12 protein-coding genes and 1 pseudogene are annotated in these 11,934 nt (G+C 40.6%); 4 read left to right on the forward strand and 9 right to left on the reverse strand.

What is annotated here, in order from left to right:
• Positions 1-8 precede the first annotated feature (8 nt).
• Positions 9-263: a SemiSWEET transporter gene (locus tag IAR63_RS00380; protein ID WP_006277485.1), complete on the forward strand. Its 255-nt coding sequence runs from the start codon at positions 9-11 to the stop codon at positions 261-263.
• 51 nt (positions 264-314) lie between these two features.
• Here the strand turns inward: IAR63_RS00380 and IAR63_RS00385 are convergent, their stop codons facing one another.
• From IAR63_RS00385 to IAR63_RS00400, 4 genes and pseudogenes are all read right to left on the reverse strand, one after another.
• Positions 315-716, reverse strand: coding sequence for a fasciclin domain-containing protein (locus IAR63_RS00385; protein WP_057177179.1), 402 nt, complete (start codon positions 714-716; stop codon positions 315-317).
• Between the two features lie 223 nt (positions 717-939).
• Positions 940-1,284: pseudogene (locus IAR63_RS18735) on the reverse strand (ATP-binding cassette domain-containing protein); the annotation flags it as partial.
• A 222-nt stretch (positions 1,285-1,506) separates the two neighbouring features.
• Positions 1,507-1,902, reverse strand: coding sequence for a type II toxin-antitoxin system VapC family toxin (locus IAR63_RS00395; protein WP_187706201.1), 396 nt, complete (start codon positions 1,900-1,902; stop codon positions 1,507-1,509).
• Positions 1,902-2,204, reverse strand: coding sequence for a hypothetical protein (locus IAR63_RS00400; RefSeq protein ID WP_141303697.1), 303 nt, complete (start codon positions 2,202-2,204; stop codon positions 1,902-1,904). The genes IAR63_RS00395 and IAR63_RS00400 overlap by 1 nt, the downstream gene beginning before the upstream one ends.
• Before the next feature lie 332 nt (positions 2,205-2,536).
• Here IAR63_RS00400 and IAR63_RS00405 point away from each other — a divergent pair, with 332 nt between their 5' ends.
• Positions 2,537-3,424 (forward strand): S-methyl-5'-thioadenosine phosphorylase, encoded by an 888-nt coding sequence (locus IAR63_RS00405; RefSeq protein ID WP_187706202.1) that lies wholly within the window; start codon positions 2,537-2,539, stop codon positions 3,422-3,424.
• On the opposite strand, the gene IAR63_RS00410 is transcribed toward IAR63_RS00405, so the two are convergent.
• Entirely contained in the window at positions 3,421-5,625 is a 2,205-nt protein-coding gene (locus IAR63_RS00410) for a caspase family protein (protein WP_187706203.1), read from the reverse strand. The genes IAR63_RS00405 and IAR63_RS00410 overlap by 4 nt on opposite strands.
• Positions 5,626-6,420: 795 nt before the next feature.
• On the opposite strand from IAR63_RS00410, the gene IAR63_RS18270 reads away from it, so the two are divergent.
• Both IAR63_RS18270 and ltrA read left to right on the forward strand, forming a co-directional pair.
• The gene (locus IAR63_RS18270) at positions 6,421-6,627 is read left to right on the forward strand and encodes a reverse transcriptase N-terminal domain-containing protein (protein ID WP_235678311.1); all 207 of its coding nucleotides are present in this window, start codon (positions 6,421-6,423) and stop codon (positions 6,625-6,627) included.
• Between the two features lie 60 nt (positions 6,628-6,687).
• Positions 6,688-7,950: a group II intron reverse transcriptase/maturase gene (gene ltrA, locus IAR63_RS00415; RefSeq protein ID WP_235678312.1), complete on the forward strand. Its 1,263-nt coding sequence runs from the start codon at positions 6,688-6,690 to the stop codon at positions 7,948-7,950.
• Between the two features lie 4 nt (positions 7,951-7,954).
• Here the strand turns inward: ltrA and sat are convergent, their stop codons facing one another.
• The 4 genes from sat to hemF form a co-directional block, all read right to left on the reverse strand.
• A complete protein-coding gene (sat, locus tag IAR63_RS00420) occupies positions 7,955-9,139 on the reverse strand; it encodes a sulfate adenylyltransferase (protein ID WP_187707287.1) in 1,185 nt (394 codons plus the stop codon).
• 228 nt (positions 9,140-9,367) lie between these two features.
• On the reverse strand, positions 9,368-10,072 hold the full coding sequence (psb29, locus tag IAR63_RS00425; protein ID WP_187706204.1) for a photosystem II biogenesis protein Psp29: 705 nt from the start codon (positions 10,070-10,072) through the stop codon (positions 9,368-9,370).
• Between the two features lie 78 nt (positions 10,073-10,150).
• Entirely contained in the window at positions 10,151-10,504 is a 354-nt protein-coding gene (locus tag IAR63_RS00430; RefSeq protein WP_115538759.1) for an STAS domain-containing protein, read from the reverse strand.
• 119 nt (positions 10,505-10,623) lie between these two features.
• Positions 10,624-11,673 carry an oxygen-dependent coproporphyrinogen oxidase gene (gene hemF / locus IAR63_RS00435; RefSeq protein ID WP_187706205.1) on the reverse strand — a complete coding sequence of 350 codons (1,050 nt, stop codon included), beginning with the start codon at positions 11,671-11,673 and terminating at the stop codon, positions 10,624-10,626.
• Between the last annotated feature and the right edge of the window lie 261 nt (positions 11,674-11,934).

Consider the following 11,934-nt stretch of genomic DNA (forward strand, 5'->3'; position numbering starts at 1 on the left):
AAAAAAAAATGGACTTTGTGAACATAGTGGGATTAGCTGCGGGAACCCTAACAACAATTGCTTTTTTACCTCAGATGTTACAGACCTGGAAAACAAAGTCAGCAAAAGATGTTTCTTTTGCGATGTTGATTACATTCATGACTGGGTTGTTCTTATGGTTTATTTATGGTATTATGCTGGGCGCCACGCCAATTATTTTGGCCAATGGTACTACTTTGTTTTTTAACCTAATTATTCTGGGTTTGAAGGTTAAATACAAGTAAGAGGAAATATAGCTTTAGACAAAATGCTATTATATCCCCATACCCCCATTATCAACCCATTAAAATAACAGTGTCAATAACATGAATGACCCCATTGTCGGCCTCAATATCCGCTGCAATAACTGTAGCATTTTTGACTTCAAAACCATCATTACAGTCAATTTTTATTGGTGAACCTTCTACGGAACTGACCGTGCCCAATTGGGCTAAATCCGCTTTCGTCAATTTTCCGGGAACTACATGATAGGTTAAAATTCTTGCTAACTGAGGGATATTTTGCAATAGGGTGGTAATGGTACCAGGGGGTAGTTTAGCAAAAGCATCATCAGTGGGTGCAAAGACCGTGAAAGGACCCGGACTTTTGAGAGTTTCCACCAAGTTAGCTGCTTGTACCGCCGCTACTAAGGTTTTGAATGAGTCATTGCCAACTGCAATATCAACAATATCAGCCATTAATGCCACCTTTTATCTACTGAGGGATATTTACAAATTGTAAATCATTGAGAGGGTAGGTCGCTCATCTCCCCTAACTACAGCTGTAATTGCTAATTTTTCTCATACTAGTTGACAAAGATTCTCAATCAAGTTAGAGTTTTATATAGTGTTCTCTTCTCTTTAAAGGATCGGCAAGTGGGAGTAGTCCTGGTGGCTAGTCCCTATTTTTTAAGAATTATTCCTAATAATTAATTGTTTTGGATAAAATTTGTTTTAACTTCTCACAACTTTTTTGAATACTATCAATACTACCAGCGTTTATAAATCCATAGTAGTCTACCACATAAATGCGATTGTTCTGAACCCTTTGTCTTTCTCCCCCTGATAGCTGTTCTACTGGGCGATCGCCCAGTTTTTTCAGTTGGGTTAATTCCAAGGCAATTGATACTTGCTGTTGGTCTTCAACACTTAATTCCCATTGCCACCAGCACTGGTGAGGAGATCTACCTAAACTAACCAACTGTTGAACTGTTAAACCTTGGGGTATAATTTGTTGTTGTGGTAGAAATGCCAGTTTTCGTGCCACCTCCATAACTAAAGACTATTATGGTGAATTTGTCATCCTCAACCCAAAACCGTGAGCTGGTGTCATCTTATTGATTTTTCGAGTAAAGCGAACGCTTATTTTAGCGTACCAGTCAGCTACCTTTACATAAAAAGCATTATTCGTAGGGCTTTGGCTATTTCCGGAGATGTCTAAAGGTGTTGCTGGAGTAGATAATTTTCCAAGAGATATGGCGTAGAGTTTTCAATTTTCTAACCAATTATCTAGTTTTAAATTGGGAATATTGATAAAATCTTTGATATTATTAGTAACGAGAATATCGTTACGAGAACGGGCTACAGCAGCAATTAAAGCATCAAATTCTCCTGTTGGTTTACCAATTTTTCTGAGTTCGCTTTGAATCTTGCCAAATTCGATAGCTGCTTCTATTTCAAATGGTTCTACTGGTAGTAGTTCTATGAACTCAGTTAATGTTTCTAGATTTTTGGCTACCTGTTGAGAACAATAAACTCCTTTATAGAGTTCTGAAACTACGATGATGGATAGATAACATTGGCTAAAGTAGCGATTGAATTTAGCAACAGCTTGAGGGTTTTCGTTGAGTAGTGCTATGCAAATGTTGGTATCTAGTAGATACATTAGTCGTTATCCTGATTATCAATTGAGTCTATAATTCTACCTTGATAAGTATGGCGTTCTTGGTCAATTTCTGCAAATATTTGGGTTAATTCAGGTTGATTTTTCCAAGTACCGAATAATTTATTTAGTTTAGCTAGTCTCTCCTGTTCTGTTAATGGTTGTTTTGGTTTTCTGATTTGGTTTTCAATAAATTCTAAGTCTATTATTTCTAAGTCTACTATGATTTCTGTTCCATCTGGAATATTGTTAAGTTGTTCTAATATTTCTATATTCTGTCCCCGTTTTATGCCTCTAACTTTCATTTTCAATTTCCTCTTATTAATAGTTATTAGTTGACTAGTTGACTGTTTAATTTTCGGTGAGTTGATAACATTTTATTTGTCGGAATCCAGAAATGTTGAATGTCGTTACAAAACTTTATATCTTCCATCCAATGAACATAACTGATAGCTCACCGATTAGACCTGTTGGGAAATACTAATTAAAACGGCAGAAATCCTGATGCAGTCTAGCTTTGAGGAATTTTACGGTATAATTCCTGAAATCCTTTTGATGAATCTAACTGGCAATCGCTCCTCATTTTAGTATAAACTCCAGTAAAATGACTCTAAACAGGTTTAATAGGTATATCAAAATGAACTCCGTAGATATTGGAATTATTGGTGGCAGTGGTTTATACAAAATGTCAGCATTACAAGATGTGGAAGAACTGGATATTAAAACGCCCTTTGGTTCCCCATCTGATGCGATTATTATCGGTACTTTAGCGGGAGCAAGGGTTGCATTTTTAGCTAGGCATGGTCGCAATCATGCCCTGTTACCGACTGAATTACCATTCCGCGCCAATATTTATGCCATGAAACAGTTGGGAGTCAAATACCTACTTTCAGCTAGTGCTGTTGGTTCCTTGAGAGCAGAGGTAAAACCACTGGATATGGTGATTCCTGATCAGTTTATTGACCGGACTAAAAATCGTGTTTCTACCTTTTTTGGAGAGGGAATTGTAGCCCATATTGCCTTTGGCAATCCCATTTGCCAAAATTTGGCAGCAGTTCTAGCAGATGCGATCGCATCTTTGAATTTACCTGATGTTACTCTTCACCGTGAAGGTACTTACTTATGTATGGAAGGCCCTGCTTTTTCTACCAAAGCGGAATCAAATATGTACCGCAGTTGGGGAGCAACGATAATTGGCATGACCAATTTAACTGAAGCCAAGTTAGCTAGAGAAGCGGAAATTGCCTATGCAACCCTAGCTTTAGTTACTGACTATGACTGTTGGCATCCGGATCATGATCATGTGACGGTAGATATGGTGATCGCCAATTTACAAAAAAATGGCATAAATGCTCAAGAAGTAATCATAGAAACTGTGAAAAGATTAAGTGAAAATTCCCCCCCAAGTGAGGCCCATTCCGCACTAAAATACGCCATTCTCACAAATTTGGCCGATGTCCCCACAGAAACAAAACAAAAGTTGGGTCTGCTACTAGAAAAGTACTTGGAGACTGGCCGTGTTTAAACTGATTGAAAAACAAAATTAATGCTTGCCCAGTTATTCACATCTAGTACGTAAGAATCAGTACTACTCACACTACTAGCAACATGCAAATCCTCTAGTATGGCTTGAGTCACATCCAGAGGATTAAATAGTTCACTAATAGACTGTTGATCTGTAGATTTATTATATGAGCTTGCTAAAGCTAATAAAGTTTTGGTAAAAGGAGAAGTGCTGAAAATCAGTTGGTGTTCACAAAACAATGACTTTTTCGGCAATAACCAACTAAAACTTTGACCATTCTGGGGAAATTGAAGTGATCCTCCCGGAGCAATCACAATCTGCTCTAACTCAGGTTGATTATCAGTCACATTTGGAGAGGAAATTGCCCATGGGTAAAAAGCTACGGGAGTTTTATGATTATTTAACCCTACTAGCATACAATAAATTGGGCGATCGCCAAAATTTACCACCCGGTAGACCATGATGCTATTAACTGGAACAGTAGGAACAGCTGCTGATTGGTCTGCAAATCTTTTTTGGCTTGTCCCATCCTGTAAGGAAACAGGAGAGGTTTCCCTTTCCCACACTAGGTGACGTGAAATTGTACCGGACTGAGAAAAGAGATTTTTGCTAACAACTTCCAAGCTCACTTTCACAGACAATTGAGAAGAACCCTGATTTTCTGTCAGTCGCCATAATTTGATTGCCAGTAATTGAGAAAAGTTCCTAATTAGTCTTTGCACTGCTACTTTCACTAGTTCTCCTGGTTCCCCAGTGCTACTCTCCAGGAGTTCACCACCCAGGGAAAATAAACCATAACGAGCAGGGAGATTTGATAATTTACCAAAGATGTAGTCAGCACCCCGTTCTGGTGAAGTGATATTTACTATACGGGTTAAGGCGGAAAAAGCACTAGTAGCATCTACACGCTCAATTCTTTCCAGTGCTGAATCTAAAGCTACTGTGAGGTTAATATTACGAGACAAGACACGCACCGTCTCTTGCACTAATTGACCAATCTGTAAAGAATTACCGGTCTGTGCCTCTTTTCTAATAATTTGTGCTTTAGCTGTCAAACCACTAGAAGACTTGAAGACTAGTTGTTCTCCACCAACTGTAGCAAATCTGGAATTAACCCCATAATTTAACCATACTTGGGGTGGTAGTCCCCCCAACCATAACTGGGCTGTTTTCCCCTCTTGGTCAATACTGGTAACTACCCCTTGAGCACCAGTGGTTTCCAAGGGAAAATTCTCCGTAATTAAAACGGATGGGAAATTTTCCTTTGTAGTTAAGGTTAACAAATCTGGTTGTTGACGATTACCTAGTTTATATATATGATTATTAATCTCGGATAAGAGAATATGAATAGTTTTGGGCGGTATAACTTCCCAAAGATACTGGGTCAGGGCGTAGGTGAATAAACCTGCACTAAAACCATAAAATAGGGACTCCCCTGGCGATTGGTCGGGTTGTGAACTGGCCCTTAAAATTATGGACTCATTCTTGCTTGAACTAACTCCCTTGGCAATGCCATTATTTATGGGCAAACCCCCTCTTAGGAGATGGTTCAAGAAATTCAGCTCTTGGGGATTTAATCTCTTGGTTGGGGGGGTCACCAAGGAGCGAAATCTTAACCCAGAAGGTTGGGATATGGTTTTGGGATAATAACCAGTATCTAACACTGCTGTTACCTTATCCGTGGGAACTAAACCCAATAATAACAACAGGGTTTCTTCTAACAGGTAGTTAGCAAAATTATTATCTTCTGTGTGGTTAGATCCATCCGACGCACTTTCATCCACGGGGATTAAAGCATGAGCCCCCCCTGGTAAGTCTTCTAATTGAACACGAGTGCCATAACCACTAAAATGGAAAACCACCGCATCATCAGTCTTAACCTGCTTAATCAAATGCTCAGAAATGGCCGCTTCAATAAATTCTCGACTGGCTTGTTCCTCGGTTAAAGTCAGGATATCAGAACTCAAAAACCCAAAACGGTGAATTAACAGTTCTTTTTGTAACTCAACATCGGTTAAGCAACCACTCAATGGAGGACTTTCTGGGTAGTTATTAATACCTATTAGTAAAGCCAACTTGTGACTAGGGGGTGTTGCTAAGGCTTGATAATACTGACCTCCTAAACCTGACCATGCAAGGTTAGTCCATCCTGCAGTTCCCAGTATGGAAGCAATTCGTTGTAAAAATCCACGCCGTTTCATAAGTTAACTAGTAGCCCCGATTCCATCAGCTAATAGCTTAAATGGCAAAGGGCTAAAGAGTAAAGTTTGAAATTACACTTTTTTAGCTTTGCCGACAGAAGCCGCCCCACGCTCACTCTTAGGAGCGTGGGATGAATGGCGCGTGAGTTGACGACAGTTCCCTGACTAATAGGGAACGAAAACGAACACTGTCTTATTCTGCCGATATGATCTTCTTCTCCATTACAGCAGTTTTCCTAAATGAGTAAAAATGCTCAGGGACGGAAGGTAAGGCCTGTGAAAACCAGATTCTTATAACTGTGTGTTCATGTAGGTGTAAATCCTACCCCCTAGGTGCAAGGGTGACAGCATCATCCTTACGGTAGCGACTAGCCATCAATCCGTAAAGCAGGAAGAGAAGGCGTTCTTACTGGGAGCCCAACCTGGTACACGTCGAGCAAAGTACCCATGAGTAGTAAACAAAGATGTGTTGGAAGCGTCGTGATTCTAAACCAGCCAAATGAGGCTGACAGGCTGGAACCAAAAGGTAAAGGATAAGGAAACGGCTACTTGTTACTAGACCGTTATGCACTTCCGATAAACCCGGCGTAGAACATCACTCTAAAGGTACACAGAATGAACGCACGGAACGAAGTAACCCCTTGTTAGCTCTTTTAGAAGGTCGAATCTAAAAGTAGGTGCTAACCGGATGCTACAAGCGGGAAAGACTGAGTCAGAAGCGAACGCTTAGGGTAATGCCTAAGATATGCTGACAGATTTACGGTGATATGGACGATAAAGTTGTTAGTAGGAATTATGTCTAAAACGAGTGTAAAGACTACGGTAGAATGGAACATGATTAACTGGAAACAGTTAGAACGTCGTGTATACAAAATCCAAAAACGAATTTATCAAGCCTCAGCCCGTGGGGATGTCAAGGTGGTTCGTGGACTCCAAAAGGTGCTGATGAAATCCTGGTCGGCCAAAGCTTTGGCTACACGCAGGGTAACTCAAGACAATTAAGGAAAGAAAACCGCCGGGGTTGATGGAGTTAAAGCTTTATCGCCCAGCGAAAGACTGGAATTGGTAGAAGAGTTAAAACTAGGGTCTAAACCCAAACCAACCAGAAGAGTCTGGATAGACAAACCTGGGAGGGATGAGAAAAGACCACTAGGAATACCTACAATGTATGATAGGGCATTACAAGCACTTGTCAAACTAGCTTTAGAGCCAGAATGGGAAGCCAAGTTTGAGCCTAACTCATATGGATTTAGACCAGGACGCTCATGTCATGATGCCATACAAGCAATATTCAAGGCCATCAGATACAAACCCAAGTTTGTATTAGATGCTGATATTGCTAAGTGTTTTGACAAGACTAACCATCAATCATTGCTAAAGAAAATGAACACCTACCCAAAACTACGTCGTCAAATCAAGGCATGGTTAAAAGCAGGTGTGGTTAATAGCAAAGTCCTGTTTCCTACAGAAGAAGGCACACCACAAGGTGGTGTTATATCCCCTCTACTGGCAAATGTAGCCTTACACGGTATGGAGGAAATTCTTAAAGAATATGCTTCAAAATTACCAGGTAAAGGCTCTAAAAGGGACAAAGCTAATGCAATATCAATCATCAGATATGCAGATGATTTTGTCATCTTGCATGAAAATTTAGCAGTTATTGAACAATGCAGGGAAATCTTAGTTAAATGGCTAAATGAAATGGGGTTGGAATTAAAACCCAGTAAGACCAGATTAGCACATACTTTGTATGAACACCAAACAGAGAAACCAGGATTTGATTCTCTTGGCTTCAATGTGAGGCAATACTCAGTTGGTAAATACAACTCAGGATTGAATACTAACAAGGAAATACTAGGATTTAAAACCGTCATCACTCCATCTCAGAAATCGGTCAGGAATCACTACGAAAAGATTTCCATTACCATTAAAAGAAACTTACCAACACCACAACTAGGACTGATAAGTAATCTCAACCCGATAATTCGGGGATGGTGTAATTACTACTCATCAGTTGTAAGTAAGGAAATCTTCAATAGTATCTCTAATCAGGTGCACCGACGACTGTACAGATGGGCAAAACGCCGACACCCCAACAAAACCGATAAATGGATAGCCAATAAATACTGGCATACCATCGGAGGCAACCACTGGGAATTTGCAGTAAAAATGGATGATAAGTTTATCAAACTGTATAGACACCCAGAGACTCCCATTGTACGTCATAGAAGAGTCGTTGAGAAGCCCACACTCACCTGTAAGGGAGTGTGTGGAGTATGTCACGTTATCTGTAATTTGCCAAATGTCAACGGGTGGTTCAAGTAGTATACTATACTAAAGCTGGTTGTCCAATACGCATGGCTCGTGCCAATTCTGCTGCTACTTCAGGACGAGAAAACTCAGGTGGTGGTAACTCACCACGACGCAACATTTCTCTAACCTTTGTCCCTGAGAGATGAACTCGCTCTGCTGGGGTACTGGGACTAGTTTTAGTTGTAGCCATTTGTTTAGTACGGGTACAATAGAAAGCATGTTCAAATTTCATTGGTACAATGCCCAATTCTGAAGGTTCAAACTCATCGAAAATATATTGGGCATCATAGGTACCATAATAGTCACCCACACCCGCATGGTCCCTCCCAACTATAAAATGGGTACAACCATAGTTCTTGCGAACTATTGCATGGAAAATAGCTTCCCTAGGTCCAGCATAGCGCATGGCAGCAGGGTTAATTGCTAAAATCACCCGATCTAATGGATAATAGTGCTCGATTAAAATTTCATAGCAGCGCATACGAACATCCGCTGGAATATCATCTTCCTTGGTAGCGCCCACCAGGGGATGTAGAAATAGACCATCAACGGTTTCTAAAGCACACTTTTGAATGTATTCATGGGCCCGGTGGATGGGGTTACGAGTTTGAAAGCCCACAATAGTTTTCCAGCCTTTTTCTCGGAACATTTGTCGAGAAGCTGCAGGGTCTATTTGGTAGGTGGGAAAGTGGGGGTGAGCATTACGTTGCAGTAACCAGATATCCCCAGCCAGATTCACAGAACCCTGGGTATATACTACTTGAACTCCTGGATGTTGGGCTTCATCTGTGCGATAGACATTCACAGCTTCGCGCTTTTTATTGTAGGTATACTTTTCACTGAGTTCCAATACGCCAATATATTCACCTTGGGAGTTATCTAGACGCACTAACCCACCCACCTGCAAAGGACTTCCCACTTCTTCTGTCACAGACAAAGTGATGGGAATTGACCAAACTACACCATTAGCCAGACGCATTTCCTCTACTACACGGTTGTAGTCCACCTGGTTCATAAAACCAGTTAAAGGACTAAAACCACCAATGGCTATCATTTCTAAGTCTGAAACAGCCCGCTCATCCAGGATCACTCTTGGTAGAAACTCAGCCTTAGCAAGAAAAAATTCTTTTTGTTCTGGTGAAGCAACTCGGTTTATTAACTGTCCGCCGTGGGGGGCGATCGCATCTCGATGGTAACTCAAGGTGATCCTTCCGTAATTTAGTAATTTATAGTTTTGTTGCCAATCAATTAATAAGTTATCAAATGCTTGGTGCACTGTCCTAGTACTTTGGCAAAAAAATTTCTTGGTGGTGCCCTAAGCGATCACCTAAAAGTCCATCAATCAACAAGCTCTGCATCAAAAAGTCTTTTCGTGGAGATAGGAAACAGTTTTGGCTCTCCACCTAGGACTTTTCAATGCAAGTCCTAATTACTCATTAGTTGGGGGAAGAACGGTGTCACTAGATTTCTGCTGACGCTGGTCACGCTTCTTGCGGTCCGCAGCCAGCATATCCGCCATAACTATTAGAGCCTGTTCCATCTTATCAAGATTAGAACGATATAAGTCTAAATCCTTATTTAGTTTATCCTCAGACAATTTTAAACCTTGAGCAATGACTGCAATAGCTTGATTGCGCTGAGTTTCATCCTTGACAAATTCAGGATCTGACAATTCCAATAAGGAGAATAAACCAATAGCCAACAAACGACTGTATTTAAAATTGGGATTTTGGGCTATGGCTTGTAGTTCCCCTTGGATATTAGCATCTTGATCCAATGGGGTAGTTTGACTGCACCAAGCAATTAAGTCTTTGACAGGAAAAGATTTAGCTATAGCCTTGAGCTTAGCTGCATCCTGGCGATACACCTGGGGATCCTGCTCCACAGCACAAATGATGGCATTAAAAATAGATACTAGATCCTCGGATGGTTGGTAGCCCTGCATAAAGCGGTCAAAAGTTGTGACAACCCCTAAGGCATAGATTGAATTGTAGCTAAAATCTACATTGACTGACAGCAAGTGCATCTCTACCATCAATTCCTCTACTACCCGACGGTAAATAGTGTTGATGGGGCGGGTATGACGGCTATAGAAAGTTCGCTTTGTATCAGAGACAGTACGGAAGTTATTCACAAGGAAAATGTTAAGGGCAATGTATTGTTATTTCCTATTCTAACAAAAAGCCGTCCTTTCTTAGATTCAGTTGTGCATTCAAAAAGGAATAGTAAAAGCTTCCTCTTCTGTTTCACAGATTTCAAACACAGTATCCATCATGGTGACCTCAAAAACGAGTTTTGCATCTGGATGAATATTACAAATGCGAAAAGTTCTATTTAACTTGTTTGCATCACGCATTCCAGCTACCAAGGAAGTTAAACCAGAGCTATCAATAAAATCTACTCCTCCCAAATTCACCACTAGATGACAAGTCTTCTTACTAATACACTCCTGTAACTTTAATCTAAATTCCCAAGCAGTTGTAATATCAAGGCGACCCGCTGGTGCTAAAACAATTACAGTTTCATCGCTTTTAGTCTGATAGCTTTTTTCTTGTATAGAGAGCATATCTGTTAATATTTTTGTCTAATAGTTTTAGCAGTTTTTACCAATTGAGGCTGGAATATTAAAAAGCTGCTGTCTTGCTGCCATATTATTATACCAGCCCATACCAATGCTATATACACTCAATGACTAGATTGTAACTTCCAATTGAGCCAGTCTTGGGGTTTGAGGAAAGTTTCATATAGTTCGGATTCGGGAGAATTTGGTTGTGGTTGATAGCCATATTCCCATCGCACCAAGGGAGGTAGGGACATTAAAATCGACTCCGTCCTTCCATTAGTTTGTAGTCCAAAAATCGTACCTCGGTCATAAACCAAGTTAAATTCCACATACCTACCTCTACGGTACAATTGGAAACTACGCTGGCGATCGCCATATTCCATATTTAGGCGACGCTCGACGATAGGTGCATAAGCTGGGATAAATGCCTGACCACAGTCTTGGACTAAAGAAAACACTTGTTCCCAGGTACGACGGGGTAATGGTGTCAAACTGCGACTGTAGTTGGCAGCTTCCCCCTGGGAATCAGGACCTCGATAAATATCACCTTGTCCATCCTGATAATCTAAAAATATGCCTCCCACGCCTCTAGTTTCACCCCGATGTTTAAGATAGAAGTATTCATCGCACCAGCGTTTAAACACCGGGTAGTAATCTTCATGATGTTTATCACAAGCATCCTTAAGAGTTTGATGAAAATGAATAGCATCTTCAGCAAAAGGGTAGTAAGGAGTTAAATCAGCACCACCGCCAAACCACCATACTGGGCCTGCTTCAAAGTAACGATAATTTAAATGGACAGTAGGTATATATGGGTTACGCGGATGTAAAACTAAGGAAGTACCAGTAGCATAGAAACCATGTCCTGCAGCTTCTGGGCGCTGAACCAAAATAGATGGTGGCAGCTGATCGCCCCACACTTGGGAAAAATTAACACCAGCTTGTTCAAAAACTGTCCCTTCACGCAAGACACGGGAACGCCCACCACCACCTTCTATACGCTCCCAAGAGTCTTCCGTAAATTTAACTCCACCATCCAACAATTCTAACTCAGTAGTAATTTTATCTTGTAATTGTTTCATAAACTGACTGACTCTAGTTTGAGCGTCAGGGGGGGGAAGAAATTTGGATAATTCTGCTGAGAGAGTGGGGGTTTGCGAGTTTGTCAACATAGATTCCCGAACCTAAAAATTACAATTTTTACAGAAGCTGCACGACAGCTTACGTCAATGGAAACGACAAATCGTTTGGGAAGATTATATCAGAAACCAGTATGAAAAATCAGTATCAGAAATTAGGAAAAGCCTTTCTAAAGCGGTGTGGCTCTCCTATCATTCTTTTGGCTAGTTGGTAAATTTTCTTTGCAATTCTTGAAAAATTAAGATGAACAAACTGACAAAAGGGCCCATTTTGTATATCATGTCCTTCTCATG

The organism is Cylindrospermopsis curvispora GIHE-G1 (genome assembly GCF_014489415.1).
Classification (GTDB): domain Bacteria; phylum Cyanobacteriota; class Cyanobacteriia; order Cyanobacteriales; family Nostocaceae; genus Raphidiopsis; species Raphidiopsis curvispora_A.

What these genes read in the sequence shown, in the direction of transcription:
- hemF (WP_187706205.1), bottom strand. Translation starts at nt 11,673, where the DNA reads ATGTTGACAAACTCGCAAACCCCCACTCTCTCAGCAGAATTATCCAAA.
- IAR63_RS00380 (WP_006277485.1), top strand. Translation starts at nt 9, where the DNA reads ATGGACTTTGTGAACATAGTGGGATTAGCTGCGGGAACCCTAACAACA.
- IAR63_RS00400 (WP_141303697.1), bottom strand. Translation starts at nt 2,204, where the DNA reads ATGAAAGTTAGAGGCATAAAACGGGGACAGAATATAGAAATATTAGAA.
- IAR63_RS00405 (WP_187706202.1), top strand. Translation starts at nt 2,537, where the DNA reads ATGAACTCCGTAGATATTGGAATTATTGGTGGCAGTGGTTTATACAAA.
- IAR63_RS00395 (WP_187706201.1), bottom strand. Translation starts at nt 1,902, where the DNA reads ATGTATCTACTAGATACCAACATTTGCATAGCACTACTCAACGAAAAC.
- IAR63_RS00385 (WP_057177179.1), bottom strand. Translation starts at nt 716, where the DNA reads ATGGCTGATATTGTTGATATTGCAGTTGGCAATGACTCATTCAAAACC.
- IAR63_RS18270 (WP_235678311.1), top strand. Translation starts at nt 6,421, where the DNA reads ATGTCTAAAACGAGTGTAAAGACTACGGTAGAATGGAACATGATTAAC.
- IAR63_RS00410 (WP_187706203.1), bottom strand. Translation starts at nt 5,625, where the DNA reads ATGAAACGGCGTGGATTTTTACAACGAATTGCTTCCATACTGGGAACT.
- IAR63_RS00430 (WP_115538759.1), bottom strand. Translation starts at nt 10,504, where the DNA reads ATGCTCTCTATACAAGAAAAAAGCTATCAGACTAAAAGCGATGAAACT.